Here is a 19,145-nt window from a genome sequence, read left to right on the forward strand (position 1 = left end):
TATGGATTTGTTGTTGCCATTCCAATTTCCCTTCATGCAAAACGCTTTTCTGATTTGCTTGATTGTTGCTTTGCCTACGGCGCTACTTTCTTGCTTTCTGGTGATGAAAGGGTGGGCACTTATGGGGGATGCTGTGAGTCACGCTGTACTACCGGGTATTGTTCTGGCGTATGTAACGGGTTTACCGTTATTGCTAGGCGCATTTTTGGCGGGGATGTTATGTAGTTTCTTGACTGGTTTCTTGGCAGAAAACTCCCGAGTGAAACAAGACACGGTGATGGGCGTTGTATTCTCTGGCATGTTTGCATTAGGAATTGTGCTTTATGTAGCGTTAGATACTCACGCACATTTAGATCACATCCTATTTGGCAATATGCTTGGCGTAGATACGCAAGAGCTAAGTACTGCAGCGATCATCTCAGCGGTGGTTGTTCTCGGTATCGTATTGTTCTGGAAAGATTTTCTGTTGCACTCTTTTGACGAGGTTCAAGCTAAAGTTAGTGGACTGAATGTAACCGTGTTGCATTACACCTTGCTGACGTTCCTCTCGCTGACCATTGTAGCCACGCTGAGCGCAATCGGTCTTATCCTGGCAATTAGTTTGCTTATCGCACCCGGCGCAATAGCATTTCTGTTAGTGAAGCGTTTTTCAACCATGCTCTGGATTGCGTGTGTGGTGAACCTTACAACTATGGTGTTGGGCGCGTATTTGAGTTTCCATATTGATAGTGCACCAGCCCCAACAATCGTTCTGATTCAAAGCCTCGTGTTTGTTATTGCACTTGTAAGACGTATCTCGATTACTAAGAAGCAGTCGCAAAAGTTGCACACAACGACGGCATGATTTGATTGAGGTTACACGTCTGAATACTTGAAAAGCGCTCACATTGGAGCGCTTTTTGTTTATTCGTTTATTTGTGTATGTAGAGATACGGGCAAGCAGTGGCTAAAAGAATTTCTTAATCGCTTTGTCAGCACAAGCCACATCTAAATGTCCACCCGGCGCTCCGCCAACACCAATGGCACCAATCATAGCGTTATTCAGTTGTACTGGAACGCCACCCGCCAAGAACAGTAAATTGTCATCCATGTTTTGTAGAGGCTGCATGATAGGTTTGTCAGCGATGAGTTTCATCAAGTTACCAGACGGCTGTTTCATGCTCGCAACGGTGAAGGCTTTTTTACGAGAGCTGTCTAATGTGTGGATACCGGCGCCGTCAGAGCGTAATTGAGCAATGACGTTTCCAGATAGGTCAACAACGGTAGCTGAAACCTTATAACCATCTGCCTCACATTGATTGACCGCTTCTTGAGCCAGTTGGAATGCGGCTTTGGAAGAGATTTGTGTAACTGATACGGTTTGAGTTTCCGCGGCCAATGCAAAGTTAGAGAAGCCAAATGAAGCGAAAGCTGCTGTGATAAAAGTACGTGTCATTGTTTTCATGTTTACTCCGTTAAGACATTTTTTTATTGGTTTTGTTTCAGAGACCTGTGTTTCAACAACAAGGTGTTTTGATTCAACAAGGTCATACTAACGAAGTCATAATTGCGGCAGCCTTTCCGAAACATTACAAAATTGTAATCTTGGTTATATTCGAGAAAGGATGTTGATAGAGTGTATTGAGAACAAGCCTTACGGATAAATGGACGTTAATGAAAATACTATTGATTGAAGATGATCTTCATATTGCCAAATTTTTGGTGAATGGCTTTCAGCAACAAGGGATTAGCGTAACGCACGCAACAGACGGCATTGACGGTCTGCATGAAGCGATGACTGAAGAATTCGACGTCATTATTCTCGATATTATGTTGCCGAAGAAAGATGGCTTTGAAGTATTGGCAGAGCTGAGAGGACAAGGCTACGCAACGCCGGTAATTATTCTAAGTGCAAAGCATTCAGTGGAAGAGCGTGTTCAGGGGTTACAATCTGGAGCTGATGACTATTTAGTTAAGCCGTTTGCTTTCCCTGAGCTCTTAGCTCGTTGTCAGACGCTGACCCGTCGTGGAAAGCAACCAGTCACTCAGGCTTTATCGCTCGAGTATGGTCCTCTTAGTCTTGACCTCATCAAACACACCTTATGTCGTGATCAACAGACGATTACTATCAATCAGCGTGAGTTTATGCTGATGAAGCTACTTCTTGAGAACCCAGAAGCGGTGATGTCTAAAACCGCAATCTTAGAACATGTATGGGGGCATCAATTCGACCCACAAACTAACGTTGTTGATGTTCTGGTCTGTCGCTTGCGAAGCAAAGTGGATAAAGGCTTTTCAACACCGTTGATTCATACACTGAGAGGTGTCGGTTATGTCCTCAAGTCGTAACATCGAGCAAGCTCTAGCGAAAGCTAAAAATCATCTGTTGTTGCGCCTTATGGCAGCGCTGTTACTCTGCTTGTTGCTGGTGGAGTTGATCGTTGGGGCAATATTCTTCTTCGATCTTTACCAAACTGAAAAGAAGATAATGACCTCGATGTCGGCTGAGTATCAACGAATTTTGACCTACGATTCGCCTGAGCGACTGATTCATGTGTTGGAGGCGAATCCGCATCGTCTTATCGAGAATAATATTGCGGCCTATGCCGTGAATAATCACAAGCCGAATGAAGAGGTATTTGTTGCTGGGGACATGAATATCGCTAATAGGTTGTCGAACTCTAATGGCGTCGACTTGGCCGGCTCGCTTCTACAGTATCAGATTGACAACCAAAGAACGTGGCTCGATAGCTTTGTATTTAATCCCTACATGTCGCTGAAAATGGAAGGTGAGGGTTACGACTTTTGGCTGGTACTGGATAATCGTGCAAGGGACCACATCGCGGTCAATCAATGGTTAATGACACTCTATGCTCTTGTTGCTTTGTTGGTAGTAACGGCAGTCTTTACCCGTAAGATTATACAAAGTGCTATGTCCCCGCTTGTCACGTTTGGTGATCTATTGGACCAGCTCCAGAAAGGGCAATTGGAGCTCAAAGAACAGCATACAGAGTCGCCAAAAGGGTTAGAGGTGATCAGTTCAAGTGTCCGGAGTTCGGTGGCGAGACTTCACCATGTTACAACGACTTTAAACACAACGGTTGATGCTATTGCTCACGATATTCGTACGCCTCTCACGCGTATCACATTAGCCTCCCAAGCCGCCTTAATTAACCATGGCGATCAGCATTCAATGAAAGAAGCGCTAGCCGACTGCGCAGAACATGCAACGCAAGCGAGCAACATGCTTTCTGCCTTAATGAAGCTCAATGATGAACTAACTGGAAAACGTATACCGCAGAAAATTGAGACGAACGTATCTGAGGTTATCCGTAATGTTGCGAGTTGGTATGAAGATGTCGCCGAAGACAAGCAGATTGAGTTGATCGTCGATGCGGCGAGTGATTTAAGACTTCAATCTGACCCAGACAAGTTGACGCAGGTATTGGTTAACCTGCTTGATAATGCGATTAAATATACCGAGCAAGGCAGTGTTACATTGAGTGCTGAACAAGAGGGCAATGAATCAGTGAGTATCTCTGTTCAAGATACTGGCATCGGCATTGAGCCTAAGTTCCAAGCCTTGATCTTTGAACGCTTGTACCGAGTCGATAGCAGCAGAAGTAATGTACAAGGGTACGGGCTAGGTCTCTCACTCGCAATGGCTATGGTCGAGAACCTTGATGGTACATTGACAGTCGATTCTAAAGTAGGAGAGGGAAGTACATTTACAATATCTCTTTAGCTTCTGCGACTGCGTATATTATTTGCTGGGTTTATCTCTATTACTTCTTTTTATTAGTCTGGATTATTAAATGTTTATCAATCGTCGAGCATTTATGTACAATCTCTTGAATAGTAAGGCGATTTATAATTATTCGCTCAAAACGGCAAATCTTTGATTTGGCTGATTGTGTATATCCTTACTGGTTAAGTGACAACAATTCAAAAAAGATAGGTAAGAATGAAGTTCTATATAGCAGTGACGTTGGCTGTGTTTTTAAGTGGTTGTGTTACAACGGCGGAAAAACCGAAGAAAAATAATCTAATCAAAGAAATTGTAGCTGAGGCAACCCTTGATAAGTTGCATGCAAATGGAAACGATCTATTTTGTGTACAACCAGAGTATTTGGCGTGCTTTGATATAACGCAGCAGCAGTGTATCAATGACATGCAAGAAAATGAGGAGTTTTGTGTCTCTAAAGTTGAGAAGAAGTTTCCTAATAAAACATTTAACGAGGTCGATGGCTATTTGCGATTTTACGCTACGTGCCTAATAACATCTCACTTAACAACGCACCTTGATAAGCGTGATCAAATTGGCCCTTGTTTGAAAAGCATGGAACTTGACCAAGACTTGTTTAGAGATACCTTATCCAAGTAGCGTAAAGAGTAATTTGCTTTAGCATAATTGACATGGAAGGCCTCGCGATTTGCGAGGCCTTTGTTGTTTCTATAACAAGGTTAGAAGTGATAGCTAGTGTTGGAAAATGAGAGTATGAGTTTCGTTGTTTGCTGTTGCTGTGCTAACAATGTTAAGTTTGCCGTCTGCGCCATAGAATAGGAACTTAGGAGTAGTAGGGTAGTCAATGTTCTCTATGGTTGAGTCATCTAAGGTGAAGCTCTCTTGTAAGCTCAAATCAGACGATGACAAGACTCTTATCGCACTGTCTTCTCCCTGCATTGCGTACGCAAGCTTCGTGCTATCGTGTGATTCGTCCAATGTTTCAATCGCAGAGTAATATGGCCAACCTTGCGTTGGTGGCAGTGTAATTTGACCTGCATAGCGCATGTCTTCATTGGCATTGTCTGATGCATTTAGCTTTACACCACATTGGGTAAAGATAGATGTGCCAGTATGATTGAACCAAAAGTCATTACAGAATTGGTAGTCTCCATGATAAATCGAGCTTACCGGGTATGCAGGTGAAGCCGGATCGGTTAGATCTGCTCTAGAAATATTTCCTGGGCTTATTACCGTGGTTAGGCTGTAAAGAGCTGAGCTCGTCGGGTTAATCTTCAATTTTGTCTGTTCATAGTAACCCCATACATCGCCGAGTTTGACTGAACCGTCATTGAGGTTGATGATCTGTAGCTCTTCCCACTGGTCTTCGCTTGGTAACGTCCACGCGTATCTACCGTCAGTCGACAAATCAAAGACATCATGAGAATTGAATATCTGATTGGTTTGGCTACTTTGTGGCGTGGCGTTGTTGTAGTTTACAGTCGTGATCATCATGTTGTGACCGACGATAAAGCGATTCGTCCCATTGATATTATCGACTGCGATAGAAGTGGGAGTTCTAGTTAGGTCGATTTCATAAGACTTAGCGTCTGACAGGCTATAGAAATAGACCGTGTTTTTTGGTGAATCAGAAATGATGGCTATCACATTTAGTGCGTCAGAATAGGCTGCGTCAATCGTGTTGTGGCTTGGTTGATTATCAAAATCGACTTTCGCGTTGTTGGTTGGTGGTGTTCCTGTGTCGGGGTCCGGACTTGGTGTCGGTGTCATCCCTGTAATAATGTAATCAACAGGAACGGTGAGCGGGCTGCCTTCAATCGGATAAGCACAGTTAGCATCGTAACAGGCTTTGACGGTGACAGCCGAACTGTATGTTCCACCTCCCACAACAGAAGGCGTTTCAAATGTCATATTCAGCCCGATGCTAGCGAGTGCAGGGAAAGGATTGACAGATGTTACTATTGGATTGCCAGCTTGTGCTTCTAAGTGAAGTTGGTAGGGATCAGAACCAGAAAATTGGATGAGCTCCGCAACATTATGACCTATATTCACATCGTTATAATCTGCAGTAACTTCAATTTTGGATTCAGCTAAGCTGATTTGTTGGCCCAGTGTCACTTCGTTAGTAAGAACGACAGATTTGGGTGAACCAGAATAGTGCTCGTTGCAGTAGTAATCGTGACAAATGTTGAATTCAATATTGGTTGATTTAGTACCACTTCCCAATTGATATCCAGGCTTAAAAAGCACGCTCGCATAGCCGGTGTTATCGTCATTTGCGTAGATATCGATCCTCTCTATCACCTCACTGTCACCGAATACACCATAGTAAAGGTTATCCCCAGTAATGTGTCGAACGCTAAACGGGATATCAATGCTAGCCTCTTCGAATGCAGTCGATTCGAGATCAAAGCTGGTTTGCGGTACCGTAAGAGAACTACTTGGTGAGCTTCCTCCATCGCTACCGCCACATCCTGAGAGGGTAGCCAATGCAACAGCTGGGAGGAGACAATAAAAACCATTCCTTATCATATAATTACTTCCAATTTATAGATCTTAACTAAACTGGTTAATTGTAATCATACGGTTGCAATTGCATTCAATGCATACAGAAATCAAATACGTGACGTTTCACATTTGATTCTTGATGAATGCGTTATCGGTCGCACTTATACATTTGAAATATCAGTTACTTCCTTCCAACTTCTTTTAGTCTGGCTTGGCCTCATATTAGTGAGTTGAGAGATGTTATATCAAACTTTGATAACTTTGGTTGAAACAATGAGAAATAGTAGAGCTAATGCGACCAGGGCGTCGCTCACCAAATATTCAAGCTGTTGTCACATTTGAACCACGACTTTCAACAGGGAAGAGGGCGTTTATAGCGTTGACAAGCATCATCGAAATCGATTGCTACAATATGAGTATTCGAATTAAATCCTGTTGAGTCATAAATGGCATGAAATTCTGTGTTCGAAATATAATCTCTGTTGAGATTAATGTTAAACCAAGTGGCTGATTTTATTAGAGGTAAGCGTAAAGTCTCGATTTTGTATAAAAGTCTCAATTAAGTTATATATTCTTAATATCTGATTTTATTTGGTTTTTACTTCTATTTGCTGTTCGCTAGTTAGATGTTTTCCAGTTTAATATCCACTTAATTAAGAGTGTTATGTTCTTGATTTGCATAAATAATTAAAGAGTTGAGATAAAAAAGTTGGCGAAAATCAGAAGCTTGGCATACACTTTCTTTGTAAACAGCCTTATCTCATTGATTGAATAGGGTAAATGCTTCGGCGCTACTGACGATAGTAGCAAGGTTTAACATAGCTTTGAGGAAAGTTTTATGGCACTCACGAAGGCCGATTTGGCTGAGAACCTGTTTGAGACACTCGGATACAGCAAACGGGATGCCAAGGAAACGGTTGAAGTGTTTTTCGAAGAAGTTCGTAAAGCACTAGAAAATGGCGAACAGGTAAAACTGTCAGGTTTTGGTAATTTTGATCTTCGCGAGAAAAACGAGCGTCCGGGTCGTAACCCTAAAACTGGTGAAGACATTCCAATCTCTGCTCGACGTGTTGTTACTTTCAGACCGGGTCAAAAACTAAAAGCCCGCGTAGAAAATATTAAAATCGAGAAGTAGCCAAGCAATAGACCACGCACAGCGTGGTCTTTTTCTTTTTGATATCTGTAACGCGAATGAGTCTTGTTAAGTAAATTATCTTAACAAATGTTATAAAAGCGCTTTTTACAGCGCTTGTTGTACTTTCTCAGCCACGTCTTGTGGTACCCAGTTGTGCCATACGTCAGGTGATGTCTCCAAGAAGTGATACATTGCTTCTTCTGCGTCTGCTTGATTGTCTTCCATCCAAGCCAAAAGCTCACTCATCTTCTCATTGGTAAATCCACGTTTTTGAAAGTACTGGTATGCAATTGGTTGACTGGTTGCAAAACTCTTCTATATCTGTCCCACTTCCAAAATCAACTTTCACCATTTCATACTTACCGAGTACCGGCGTTGGTGACTAGTAATAGCCTAAGTTAGATTAGATGATTGAGGATATCAAAAAGGCGATCGTGATGACCGCCTATTTGTTTGAGTTAACAACCTGTCGATAGTGAGTGTGAAATGACTAGGCTGCTTTAATGTGAGTGGTGATATATGGCTGCCAAGCTTGCTGATATAGCTCTAGAGATTGGCTTCTTAGGTTGTTGATTTGTGCTGCTTCAATGTCATTGATAGGGCGGTTTTGCGCCAGTGCGTTACGCTCAATTCCCTGAATGATTTCATACAGTTCATGCTCTGGACCACTTTTCACATCAGCAATCGCTTTAAGGTGAAGTTGAACTTCCGCGATGATATTCGTTTTTGGCAGGCGAACTAGCAAGTTAAGGTCACGGTAACCTGAGTCAGCTGGAGACTTAAACTTGTTTTTTACTTTAACGACATCGGCTTCGCGACTTACTGCTTCGTACACTTCTACTAGGCTCTCTACATCGTTAGCAATAATGGTTGCACGAGCAAGGTCGGTGATTCGGGTAACGTCGCCGTTCAGTTCCAATGCAATCTTTTCTTCTGCACGAGCTTGTGATTTTACGCCGGCGAATAGTGCTTCAGAGTTGGTAAGTAGGGCAGTACTTTTACAGATGGTTTCTAGCTCTGCTTGAGCTTGGTGTGATTTGCTGTAAAGCACGTCGAAGTCGGTATAAGGTTGAGTTGGATTTGAGTCAAACGCTTTGATTCCGTACAGGCCGCTTAGGCTGTGACGGAATACTTTCGATGACACTTGGTTTTGTGCTGGTGTGCGAGTAGGTTCTGCTGAGTTAGTTGATACAGTTGCTGCGAATGCAGGCGCGCGGCTCAATACAAGAAGCATTAGTGCCGTGGTACGGAGAAATACACTCATTCAAACTCCAATATACGAGGTTACAAAACGGTGAAACTAAAAGGGGTAACCAGTAACGCTAAGAGCAAATTGTTGTTCAAACTGTGTCGTCTCTACATACTATATGGGGCCGTTTGAACAGAAACCAACCTTAACGTTTTCTCTTGTTTTAGTATGTGAACATATAGACAAATTAAAGAAGCGTTAGTTCCACATTTTCAAGAACTTTGACCCCTGCCAAGGTTGCTCTTACCTGTCTATCCTGTACCCTTGCATTATTAAATGAACAAGATGAACGAAAGATGAATAATCCTGAATTTTGGCACAATAAATGGGCCGCAAACCAAATTGGTTTCCACCTAGAAGATGTGAACCCACTGCTCATTGAGTTTTGGAAGCACACAGAACCTAGCCATGATAAGAGCGTTTTTGTTCCACTGTGTGGTAAGAGCGAAGACCTCGTTTGGTTGGCATCTAAGCATCAAGACGTTCAGGGTGTTGAACTAAGCCAAATCGCTGTCCGTGCATTTTTCTCGGAACATTTTTACACGCCGATGGTGACACAGATTAATGGTCAACATGAGCTGTACCAGTTTGATGAACTGAGCATCTACACTGGTGATTACTTCACGGCGCCAATTCAAGCGGTTGATACGATTTATGATCGTGCTTCTTTAGTTGCATTGCCAAAAGAGATGCGAGTGCAGTATGTGGAGAGATTGAAGCAGCTACTAAAGCCTGGTGGCAAGATCTTGTTAGTGACTCTGGATTACAATCAAGAAGAGATGAGTGGGCCTCCGTTCAGTGTACCAAGAGATGAAGTAGAACAGCTATTCTCTGGATATAAGATTACACAACTCAATCAAGATATTGCTGGTGATGATCATCCTAAGATCGCCAAGAAAGGTCTATCACGTTTCTCAGAAGAAGTTTATCTGATTGAATGTCAGCTATAAGAGATATTAACTACATATCACAACGAAAAGACGGGCACTGAGGCCCGTCTTTTTTCTGACAACTTGTACTGCGATGATTTAGATTAGTAGATCACTTTAATCTTAGCTGCACTTTCTACTGCGTCTTCAATAGCTGATTCAATACTATCGCGACGTGTTAGAGCGACACCTAAACGGCGACGGCCATTGATGTCTGGTTTACCAAACAAGCGAACCTGAGTTTGAGGCGCGTTTAGTGCGTTCTCTAGACCTTCGAAACGGATATTCGTTGATGCGCCCTGACCAAGTACCACAGCAGAAGCACATGGGCCGTATTGAGTGATGTTCTTGATTGGCATACCAGTGAATGCGCGAACGTGCAGTGCGAACTCAGAAGAGTCTTGAGAGAGCAGTGTAACCAGACCAGTGTCGTGCGGGCGAGGTGATACTTCATTGAAGATCACGTGGTCGCCTTTTACGAACAGCTCGACACCAAAGATGCCGTAGCCGCCTAGAGCATCAACCACTTTACCTGCTGTGTATTGGGCAGCTTTGAGCGCATTGTCAGACATCACCTGTGGTTGCCATGACTCACGGTAATCACCATCTTCTTGTCGATGGCCGATTGGCGCACAAAAGTGAACGCCGTCAACCGCACGAACAGTAAGCAGAGTGATTTCATAGTCAAAGTCGATAAAGCCTTCTACGATTACTCGTCCAGCACCAGTGCGGCCGCCTTCTTGAGCGTAGTCCCATGCCTTCTGAATATCGTCTTCGCTCTTAATAACGCTTTGGCCTTTGCCTGATGAGCTCATTACTGGTTTAACGACACAAGGGGTTCCGACAAATTCAACGGCGGCTGAGAAATCTTCAAACGTATCGGCAAAGCGATAAGGTGAAGTCATCAGTTCAAGCTCCTCCGCAGCAAGGCGACGAATGCCTTCGCGGTTCATTGTTAACTTGGTTGCGTTCGCCGTAGGAACGACGTTTAAGCCTTTCTCTTCTAGCTCAACCAGCTTGCTGGTCGCGATGGCTTCAATTTCAGGTACAACGTAATCGGGTTTTTCGAGCTCTATGATAGCTTCCAGCGCATCGCCATCGAGCATATCTAATACATGGCTGCGGTGAGCAACTTGCATTGCAGGGGCATCTGGGTAGCGATCACAAGCGATCACTTCTAAACCTAAACGTTGACACTCAATAGCAACCTCTTTACCTAGCTCTCCTGAGCCTAATAGAAGTACACGAGTAGCATTGTCACGAGTGGCGGTACCAAACATAGTTATTCCTTCCGAACATGTTGAACGAGTAATTGAGAACGGGGAGATCATACTCATTCCAACCCCAAAAGCAAACGTTTGCGTGGTGGTTTTAGTGAATTTTAAGCATAAAAAAAGCAGCCAACTAAAAGAGGGCTGCTTATGTAAAACACATGTTAACTTAATGCAGTTAGATTGCTAAGTAAGTGACTGGGATATCTGGGTTAATTGCTTCTAGGGTTGATTGGGTATCCGCCAAGTGGCTAATTTTACCTTGTGCGTTTTCAACTAGAGCAGCGCTCTCAATTTGATCGAAGCTAATACCTGCCAGCATTACTTGAATCATCGCTACTTGAAGTGGAGGCAAGCTTGGGTTAAATGCTGCGTTTTCAGCGTAGGCACCAGAGAAGATGTCACCAGACGCTAGTTGAAGCGAAACACCACTTAGGTTTTTGGTGTAAGGCGCATGACTGCGGTTCATTGCCTCTAGAGCTTTAACAACAATAGGCGTGGTTTCTTCAGTCGTATACTTATGGTCAAGCTCTGTCATTAGACCTTCGGTGATGCCTAGATCAGAAGGGCCGAAAGAGTCTGGAAGATAATCTTGTAGTGAACGCTCTTCACGTTCTGGTAGCTGAATTTTCAGTTCGTTAGCCGTAGTCAGTTCGTTCATAAATTGACGACAGTGACCACAAGGGCTGTAGTTGATGGTGATGTCAGAAAGTCCTTTTTCGCCTTTCATCCAAGCATGGCTGATTGCTGCTTGTTCTGCGTGTACCGTTTGTCCAAGCTGTGCTCCGGCAATCTCCATGTTCGCACCAAAGTAGATGTGACCAGATAGGCCGCGCACTACTGCACCAACGTAGAAATCAGAAAGCGGTGCGTAAGAGAAAGCAGCTGCGATTGGCAGTAAAGCTAGACGAACTTCTTTATCAGAAAGACCGCTTGCATCCAGCAAGCTTTGAAACTGCTCTTTAGAGATTGTGGCGTCAAAGTTGTCTGCTAATACGATGTCACTTAAAAGTGCTTTCAATGAAGCTGGAGCACTTTCCAGCGCCAGGGTAATACGACTGTTCATGTTGAATCCTTAATTGACCTTAGGCTTTAAGTTTATGCAATACTCAGAAACTTTCTGTGATCAATGTCACCAATGCATGTTGGTTGTTACATTGTGTTGCACAATTAGAGTGAGGTCACAAATGAAATCGTTTGCAGCCAGCAAAGTGTAATTGATATCACAAATTGATGGATGCATCACATTGCATGAATAAATAGTTTAGTGGAAAAAAAGAGCGCATTTCCCAAAGGTTTGTTGGAAAAGCGCTCTGATTTTGTTCGGGAAATAGCAACGACATAGATAGACTATCAGCTACTTCGAGTTAAATTTTTGCAATTAGGAGTATATCCATAATACCAGCGAGAACACAGAAGGTGCCAATATCGAGGTAATAACGCCGCACAAAACTAATGCCAATGAGCTAAATGCAGCATCACGTGGATCTTTCTCTGCACTGGTTGCGGTTCCTAATGCGTGAGATACCGTTCCCATGGTGAGTCCGCGTGCTATTGGGCTTTTAATGCCGATTAGGTTGTATATTGGATACGCGAAAATTGCACCAAATAAACCAACCAAAAGTACCAAAATGGCCGCTATAGCAGCTTCACCACCGAGATGGCTAGAGACTTCCATCGCGATTGGCGTGGTCACCGATTTACCAAGTAAGCTTGCAATTAAGCCAAGGTCTGCATGAAACGCAGCGGCAATCAATGCAGCGGTCAGCATTGACATTACACTGCCTAAGACGCAAGCAAAGGTGATGATGCGCCAATTGGCTCTTATCTGCGGTAGCTGCTCATACAGAGGATAGGCGAGCGCAACAACGGCAGGTTGCAGCATAAAGGTAATCCAAGTGTTGTCTGCATAGTACTCTTCGAATGGAATTCGCCAGTAGGTGAGCACCGGAATAATGATCGCTAAGCTGATCAATAGAGGGTTACATAATGGCGAGTTTACTTTTTGACTTACCCAACGAGCAAAGACAAACACGACAATAGTCAGAAGAATCCACATACTATTTCCCCTTCGCAATTACTCGGTCTAAGAACCAAGATAGAGAAATAAGGACGATCAGTGTGCCACCAACCGCGCTAGCTAAGATAGGAAGGGCGTTGGCAACTAGCATGTCGAAGTGCTCCATGAGACCAACACTGATCGGTACAAATAATAAGATCATGAAACGGATGATTAGGCTCGCACCAGGTTGAACCCAGTGGGGAGGGATAATTCCGATCACCATTGCGAAGAAAAGCAGTAGCATGCCAAAGATACTTCCAGGAATCGCAGTATCGAGAAAGCTTTGAATGGCGTTGCCTGCTGTCAGTGAACCGATGATCAATGTAAAAGAGATCATTAGATACACAAGTTGGATCAATCTTTCTTTCAAAAGGAGTCTCTTTCTGAGTTAATGGATAACGGTTAACGAGTAACCGTTATTTAAGTCTGAATTAGTACATATAAAGCTTTAGAGCTATAAAAGACGGGTTTAGCTCGCGAGTTTCTCTACGTACTGGTATACCGCTTTGAGTATTGCCATCTTCTTATCATCGTTTTCATGCTCATGAGCAAGATTTTCAAGGTTGAGCATGTACTCTTCAAGTCGACTTTCGTAAAACTCACGGCAGTGATTAGCCCATTTTTGCTGTTCTGATTCATCTAACGTCCAAGGGTAGTGACGTGCTTTGTAACGGAACAGAAGGGGCTCTATACGTTCGTCGGCAAAGCTGATGTCGAGTGCAGCGAGGTTGTTTGGTTCAGTTTGACGAATAATATCCATCGCGGCTTTATCTGATGGAGAAAAGAAACCATCGTAAAGCTGAGTATCAACATCGTCGTCTTTCTCGTACTCGCGTTCAACAGAATAAAGACCAATCAGCTTTTCGCGAATCTCTGGGTGTTCACGAAGAGTCGCTAAGTTTGCCAGACACTGCTGGCGATCAATGCCAATGGTTTCAGCGTTTTCAGCTGTTAGTGTTTTCGCTGGTGCAAGAATAGGACACTTGTTCAGTTGTACGAGTTTAATCGGTACAGGCAGTTCGTCTGGGCCTAATTCGCTGTGTTTGGTGTAGAGTCTCTCGCGCAGTGCATCAGTGTCTAACTCAAGCAGTGGCGTTGGATCTTTTGCTAGGTCTACAACGATAACCGCGTTTTGGTTAGTTGGGTGCCAAGCCATTGGCACAATCCAACTGGTGTAGTTACACTCTTTACCTAGCATTCCAGACACGTGCATGAGTGGTGTCATGTTAACAATGTCGACAAGTTCATTCAGTTTGCGCTTATGGCGCATGTTGTACAGGTAGTCGAACATTTTCGGTTGAGCAGCTTTAACTTTCTTCGCCATTTCAATGGTTGCTATAACGTCAGCCATCGCGTCGTGCGCATTTTCGTGTTCAATACCGTTAGCAACAGACAAGTGCTCTAGCTTAAAGCTTGGGAAACCTTCTTCATTTTCTGGCCAAACAATGCCATCTGGGCGCAATGCATGCACCGCGCGCATCACATCCAATAAGTCCCAACGAGAGTTACCGTTTTGCCAGCTCCACGCGTACGGATCGATAAAGTTGCGGTAACAGGTGTAACGTGTCACTTCATCATCGAAACGAATACTGTTGTAACCAAGGCTGGTTGTGTTTGGCTTAGATAACTCTGCGTGAATCTTAGCGATGAACTCTGGCTCAGGTAGGCCTTGTGACATTGCTTTCTGTGGGGTGATTCGCGTAATCAATGCAGCTTCAGGTGCAGGTAGATAATCAGCTGGCGGTTGGCAATAGATAACCAGAGGCTCACCAATGACGTTGAAATCTTGGTCGGTGCGAACACCCGCAAATTGGCTTGGTCGATCTTTGGCTGGGCTCGTCCCCCAAGTTTCATAATCGAAGAAGAAGTAGGTCGGCTGATTATCTGAGCTCATTGAATATCCTGACAGTAGATAGGGTCTACTGTGACTGAAGGTGACTTTTCCTCAGTATCTGATAGGAGGCGGTGACGGTGCAAGCCGCTTTGTAAATAAATTTCATCAAATCGGTGCATTACTATTCAATTGAGCAAAATGCCAAAGCTGAGAGCATCAAAACTCACTAATCCTATTAAATTTAGGAATATATCAATCTTAGTCTGTTGGTGGCGTGAACATCATTTTAAGCTTCTGACGCCAACTGTATTCACTGTTTTTTAGGTCTTGAAAAATCAGCTTCCACTCTTGGAAGGTGACAGTTAGAGGGTTATCACTGTTGACTGGCTTAGTGGTGCCGTAGCGAACGGTTTCCACTTCCGGTTCAAAAGTACCAAACAGTTTGTCCCAAATGATGAGTACGCCTGCGTAGTTTTTGTCGATGTATTGTGGATTACGACCATGATGAACACGGTGGTGAGAAGGCGTATTAAATACCCACTCTAAGGGACCTAATGTACGTATCCATTGTGTATGAACGAAGAACTGTAAACCAAGGTTGAGAAGTACGACGAATACCACCCATTTAGGTTCAAATCCGATGATCACCAATGGCACCCAGAAAACCCACATGCCTGAAACTGGATACATCAAGCTTTGACGAAAGGCAGTGCTAAAATTCATTCGCTCAGAGCTATGGTGTGCAACATGCGATGCCCACATCCATCGTGTTCTGTGGCTCGCACGGTGGAACCAGTAGTAGCAAAAATCTTGCAATATCATTAGACAGAGGAAGCTGATCAACCCCATTTCAATCTCCATGAGTCGCCAACCAAAGAGCCAAAGATACAGGTGTGCAACCAATAGTCCCGTCACCAAATCGGAAAGTTGGTGCATTCCTGCTAGAGTAAAATTGCAAGCGACTTCCGTAACGGTATAGCGCGAGTTTTCTGGTAGGTGTCCCTGCTTTTGACCAATGAAATATTCAGCGAGCATACAAGCGATGAAAAGTGGTGCAAGTACCACGAGTAACCATTCTGGGTTGTTGATGAGCGACTCTATATTCATCGGATGCCTCGTTATGTATTAGTAACAGTTTTGGTTAATAGGTTTAGTGGGGGGGTAACTTCGCTTACCAGCATGCAAAATGATCTTCAGTTAATCCAATTACATGCTCGAGCTGGTGGGTGACACCACCGTTATCTGTTATCGAGCCAGAAAAGTGGCCAATAAACTGACGAAAATTGCTCTTAAGTACAATCAAATTGAGCTTTTCGCTGCGTTTATTGCAAGGCGTAAAAGTCAGTTCAATTCGTCGATCTTCAGAGTAAACTTGCCAAGGTTGCGTGATGTCATCACGGTTAAATTCAAAGTGGACGGCAGGGAGGAGATGTTTTGTGCCTTCTATCCAGAGTGCGTTCTCACACGTTCCCGTTTCATTGACGCCTGCCGCCAGATTCAACCCGAATCGAATCAGTTTTGAGGACTCTCCAATAAGATGCGTATTAATACTTGCCCAGCGCCAGCTCGTTTCCCGACGCATAAAACCAGCTGAAAAGTCGTAGCTTCCTAAGGCGTGCTCAAGGTCCACTTCATGGCTGTTAATGGTCAGGTTCCCGTTTACTGAAAGCGCGTTGTGTTTCTGGGTATAGGTCCAGCCTGAGTAGCCAGTTGGTGTTGTCATTGAAAGCGGCTGACTATCTTCTTTGCCTATGAGTTCAAGGTTGGCTTGTACGTGCTTGGTATTTATCTCTACTGCCCAATTACCTTTATTAATGTCGAATTTGATTTGGCCGCGAGCAATTTGGGTGACACCTTGGTAGGGAGAAGATGTTGCCACTTTGTCTAGAGAGAGTGGGCGAAGCCAAGACTGCTCTTCAAGACTGTTGTCGTTGATGTTGTACACATAGCAGAATGCGGAACCCAGATAGCGAATATCGGCGATCGCAACACCGATGACATAGTTTGCTGTAACCACGCTGACAAATTGGAACTGCTTGTAATGAAAGTGGCGTTGCCATCGATTGGCTGGATTATCCATCACGTTGCGATAGTCGAACCTCTCGATATTCAGCTCGTGAGGGACTGTATCGAACTGACCGACAACAGGCTTGCCCTGAGAATCAATGATACTTCTAGGTGCTTTTCGGATGATTTCAGGTTTAATCATGATTAAAGTTTACATAGCATTAACATAATGACTATTCTAGTGAGCCACTTAGCGAAAGGTTAGGTCATTATCGGACACTAATCGGCTTGCTATCACGCTGTGTGATTTGGAGATGGTAAAGTTCCAATAGAGTGGTCAACTCAACTATTGATTAGAAGGGAAGCCGACGACGGATTATGGAAGAGTCATGACAGAAGAGAAAGTATTAGCGGCATATCAACCAAGTAGTGCTCATCAACCGTTGGGAAGCTTAGATATTGCGTTGCTGCTTGATAGCTTAGAATCACGAGGCATCGACTGTAAAGCGTTGTTGTCTTCTCTTGGCCTAGCCCATATTGATTGGCAAGATCCTAATATTCAACTCAGCTTTGCCGACAAGTTGATTGTGTTCAAGGCTGTGAATCGCCTATTACCTCAAGAAGGTCTGGGTTTGTGGCTTGGACAACAGGCGAGGTTGAACCACTTTGGTGTGCTGGGTTACGTGCTGGCGACGAGCGCAAACGTATTGGAAGCCGTTAAGAGTGGCTTCAAATATCTTCGGCTCAACGGTCCAATATTCTCCGTGGTACTGATTCAGGACTCTGATGAAGCGATCATCCGAATCGAGAACTCGTTGGATATAGGCGAAATGTTGCCTTTCTGCTGTGAGTATTTCTTCAGTTCTATTGTTTCTCTTTTCTATCAGTTGACTCGTCAACCTCTGAAAGTTAATGAGCTACGTCTTTCTTATCCAGAGCCTATCTACAATTTGTGTAGCCATGGGGACAAGTACCAACAACGGTTTGCTTGTAATGTTGAATTCAACCAAACATTTTGTGAGCTCCGTTTTAATGGTGACTTACTTCATGAGCCATTGCCGAGTCACGATGCTGCATCCTTAGAGCATTATTTATCTTCTTGTCATAGCATCATGGCAAGCCTAGGTTCTTCCTCAATCTTTAGTAATCAAGTGAGAGCGATGCTATATCAAGAACCTGGCCAGTTTCCGAGCATAGAACAATTGGCTGATGAATTTGGCTGCTCTTCGAGAACATTGCGACGGGAACTCTCGAAAGAGGAGGCGAGTTATCATGATTTGCTTGCTGAAGTCCGTCGAGAATTGGCTAAGGAGTTGCTGCTAAATACCGACATCAGTGTCGAAGATATAGGGGAACGGCTTGGTTATAGCGATTCTGCTAATTTCAGACGCGCATTTAGGAGTTGGATGAAACAGACGCCAGCGCAATTTCGCCAACGTTTGTCCTAGATTTGGTGCTAGTTAAGTGGCGGTAATCGCGAGTTTAGAGATTTGACTCTTTATCCTTGTCATAAACCGAGCAGGGGATATAAACAGAATGACAAAAAACAGGTATGATAGTGCCGTTTTTAATCCTGAACTGGGAAAGTCATGGCAAAGTTAACACTCCAAGAGCAGATGCTAAAAGCTGGCTTGGTTAATGAGAAAAAGCTCAAAAAAGCAAAGAAAGGCTCTAAGAAGTCACGTGTTCAAGCTCGCGAGGCGAAAGCAGCCGCTGAAGAGAACCGTTTGGCGCAACAAGCGAAAGATAAAGAGCTGAATCAACAAATGAAAGAGAAACAGCTGAGCAAAGAGATCAAAGCTCAGGTGAAACAGTTGATTGCGATGAACAAGATCGAGCAAAAAGATGGCGAGATCAAATACAACTTTACTGACGGTACGTTAGTTAAGCACCTATACGTCGAAGAGCTGACTCAAAAGCAGCTAAGTAAAGGTATTTTAAGTATTGCTCGTGATGGCGAAGGATACGTGATTATCCCGACCAGCGTTGCGAACAAGATTGCGATGCGTGACGAGGAATCTATCGTTGATACTCAGGCGGCTTCAGAAGAAGAAGTTGATGAAGATGATCCGTACAAAGACTTCGTCGTGCCAGATGACTTGATGTGGTAATCAAGTACTAAGCCTTAAACGATTTAAAAATGCAGTTGTACTCGTATGAGTCAACTGCATTTTTTTATGACTTGAGTAAGACAATGACCGCAAATGCGAATGCCCTAATGAGCGTTGTTTGAAGTGAATAGTGCACTTGGTCTGAGCAAGAAAATTAATTTGTACTCTAACTATTTTTTGAAAAAAGTTACCACTATTTAGTTCTTTATAATCAGATAGTTATGCTGTTCCTGGTGGGTTAGTGCGCAGGCTTTGCCAAAAAAATGTTTTATTCTGTGTTATAATAGCGCCCTCGGGATTGAGTAAGACGTCATA

General features: G+C 43.7%; 18 protein-coding genes and 1 pseudogene. 8 read left to right on the top strand and 11 right to left on the bottom strand.

Annotated features, from left to right (window positions below; genetic code table 11):
* Position 1 precedes the first annotated feature (1 nt).
* Complete coding sequence (locus VFDL14_RS21835) at positions 2-844, top strand: metal ABC transporter permease (RefSeq protein ID WP_032548836.1); 843 nt, start codon at positions 2-4, stop codon at positions 842-844.
* A 102-nt stretch (positions 845-946) separates the two neighbouring features.
* Here the strand turns inward: VFDL14_RS21835 and VFDL14_RS21830 are convergent, their stop codons facing one another.
* The gene (locus VFDL14_RS21830; protein WP_032548837.1) at positions 947-1,444 is read right to left on the bottom strand and encodes a GlcG/HbpS family heme-binding protein; all 498 of its coding nucleotides are present in this window, start codon (positions 1,442-1,444) and stop codon (positions 947-949) included.
* A 209-nt stretch (positions 1,445-1,653) separates the two neighbouring features.
* Between VFDL14_RS21830 and VFDL14_RS21825 the strand changes: the two genes are divergently transcribed.
* The 3 genes from VFDL14_RS21825 (at position 1,654) to VFDL14_RS21815 (ending at position 4,363) form a co-directional block, all read left to right on the top strand.
* Positions 1,654-2,328: a response regulator transcription factor gene (locus tag VFDL14_RS21825; protein ID WP_032548838.1), complete on the top strand. Its 675-nt coding sequence runs from the start codon at positions 1,654-1,656 to the stop codon at positions 2,326-2,328.
* Positions 2,312-3,724, top strand: coding sequence for a sensor histidine kinase (locus tag VFDL14_RS21820; protein ID WP_032548839.1), 1,413 nt, complete (start codon positions 2,312-2,314; stop codon positions 3,722-3,724). Before VFDL14_RS21825 ends, VFDL14_RS21820 begins: the two co-directional genes overlap by 17 nt.
* Positions 3,725-3,943: 219 nt before the next feature.
* Positions 3,944-4,363: a hypothetical protein gene (locus tag VFDL14_RS21815; protein WP_032548840.1), complete on the top strand. Its 420-nt coding sequence runs from the start codon at positions 3,944-3,946 to the stop codon at positions 4,361-4,363.
* A 93-nt stretch (positions 4,364-4,456) separates the two neighbouring features.
* Here the strand turns inward: VFDL14_RS21815 and VFDL14_RS21810 are convergent, their stop codons facing one another.
* Positions 4,457-6,214 (bottom strand): hypothetical protein, encoded by a 1,758-nt coding sequence (locus VFDL14_RS21810; protein ID WP_235201645.1) that lies wholly within the window; start codon positions 6,212-6,214, stop codon positions 4,457-4,459.
* An 856-nt stretch (positions 6,215-7,070) separates the two neighbouring features.
* Between VFDL14_RS21810 and ihfA the strand changes: the two genes are divergently transcribed.
* Positions 7,071-7,367 carry an integration host factor subunit alpha gene (gene ihfA / locus VFDL14_RS21805; protein ID WP_004734853.1) on the top strand — a complete coding sequence of 99 codons (297 nt, stop codon included), beginning with the start codon at positions 7,071-7,073 and terminating at the stop codon, positions 7,365-7,367.
* 105 nt (positions 7,368-7,472) lie between these two features.
* Here the strand turns inward: ihfA and VFDL14_RS23765 are convergent.
* Together VFDL14_RS23765 and VFDL14_RS21800 are read right to left on the bottom strand one after the other, a co-directional pair.
* Positions 7,473-7,749: pseudogene (locus tag VFDL14_RS23765) on the bottom strand (glycine betaine ABC transporter substrate-binding protein); the annotation flags it as partial.
* Positions 7,750-7,857: 108 nt separating this feature from the next.
* Positions 7,858-8,631 carry a RelA/SpoT domain-containing protein gene (locus tag VFDL14_RS21800; RefSeq protein WP_032548842.1) on the bottom strand — a complete coding sequence of 258 codons (774 nt, stop codon included), beginning with the start codon at positions 8,629-8,631 and terminating at the stop codon, positions 7,858-7,860.
* 281 nt (positions 8,632-8,912) lie between these two features.
* Here VFDL14_RS21800 and VFDL14_RS21795 point away from each other — a divergent pair, with 281 nt between their 5' ends.
* On the top strand, positions 8,913-9,566 hold the full coding sequence (locus VFDL14_RS21795; RefSeq protein WP_032548843.1) for a thiopurine S-methyltransferase: 654 nt from the start codon (positions 8,913-8,915) through the stop codon (positions 9,564-9,566).
* An 83-nt stretch (positions 9,567-9,649) separates the two neighbouring features.
* Here VFDL14_RS21795 and purT read toward each other — a convergent pair whose 3' ends face one another.
* The 7 genes from purT to VFDL14_RS21760 form a co-directional block, all read right to left on the bottom strand.
* Positions 9,650-10,825: a formate-dependent phosphoribosylglycinamide formyltransferase gene (purT, locus tag VFDL14_RS21790; RefSeq protein ID WP_032548845.1), complete on the bottom strand. Its 1,176-nt coding sequence runs from the start codon at positions 10,823-10,825 to the stop codon at positions 9,650-9,652.
* Positions 10,826-10,994: 169 nt separating this feature from the next.
* Positions 10,995-11,882, bottom strand: a complete 888-nt coding sequence (gene cdd / locus VFDL14_RS21785) for a cytidine deaminase (RefSeq protein WP_032548846.1) — start codon at positions 11,880-11,882, stop codon at positions 10,995-10,997.
* A 315-nt stretch (positions 11,883-12,197) separates the two neighbouring features.
* Positions 12,198-12,875, bottom strand: coding sequence for a CidB/LrgB family autolysis modulator (locus tag VFDL14_RS21780; RefSeq protein ID WP_032548847.1), 678 nt, complete (start codon positions 12,873-12,875; stop codon positions 12,198-12,200).
* Position 12,876: 1 nt separating this feature from the next.
* Positions 12,877-13,248 (bottom strand): CidA/LrgA family protein, encoded by a 372-nt coding sequence (locus tag VFDL14_RS21775; RefSeq protein ID WP_032548848.1) that lies wholly within the window; start codon positions 13,246-13,248, stop codon positions 12,877-12,879.
* Positions 13,249-13,347: 99 nt separating this feature from the next.
* Positions 13,348-14,772: an exodeoxyribonuclease I gene (gene sbcB / locus VFDL14_RS21770; RefSeq protein WP_032548849.1), complete on the bottom strand. Its 1,425-nt coding sequence runs from the start codon at positions 14,770-14,772 to the stop codon at positions 13,348-13,350.
* A gap of 198 nt (positions 14,773-14,970) precedes the next feature.
* Positions 14,971-15,819, bottom strand: a complete 849-nt coding sequence (locus VFDL14_RS21765; protein ID WP_032548850.1) for a sterol desaturase family protein — start codon at positions 15,817-15,819, stop codon at positions 14,971-14,973.
* Between the two features lie 64 nt (positions 15,820-15,883).
* Entirely contained in the window at positions 15,884-16,921 is a 1,038-nt protein-coding gene (locus VFDL14_RS21760) for a DUF2804 domain-containing protein (RefSeq protein WP_032548852.1), read from the bottom strand.
* A gap of 187 nt (positions 16,922-17,108) precedes the next feature.
* On the opposite strand from VFDL14_RS21760, the gene VFDL14_RS21755 reads away from it, so the two are divergent.
* Complete coding sequence (locus VFDL14_RS21755; RefSeq protein WP_032548854.1) at positions 17,109-18,167, top strand: AraC family transcriptional regulator; 1,059 nt, start codon at positions 17,109-17,111, stop codon at positions 18,165-18,167.
* Positions 18,168-18,308: 141 nt separating this feature from the next.
* Positions 18,309-18,830 carry a DUF2058 domain-containing protein gene (locus VFDL14_RS21750; RefSeq protein WP_032548855.1) on the top strand — a complete coding sequence of 174 codons (522 nt, stop codon included), beginning with the start codon at positions 18,309-18,311 and terminating at the stop codon, positions 18,828-18,830.
* Positions 18,831-19,145: the final 315 nt, after the last annotated feature.

The sequence above is a fragment of the Vibrio fortis genome (assembly GCF_000695685.1).
GTDB classification, from domain to species: domain Bacteria; phylum Pseudomonadota; class Gammaproteobacteria; order Enterobacterales; family Vibrionaceae; genus Vibrio; species Vibrio fortis_A.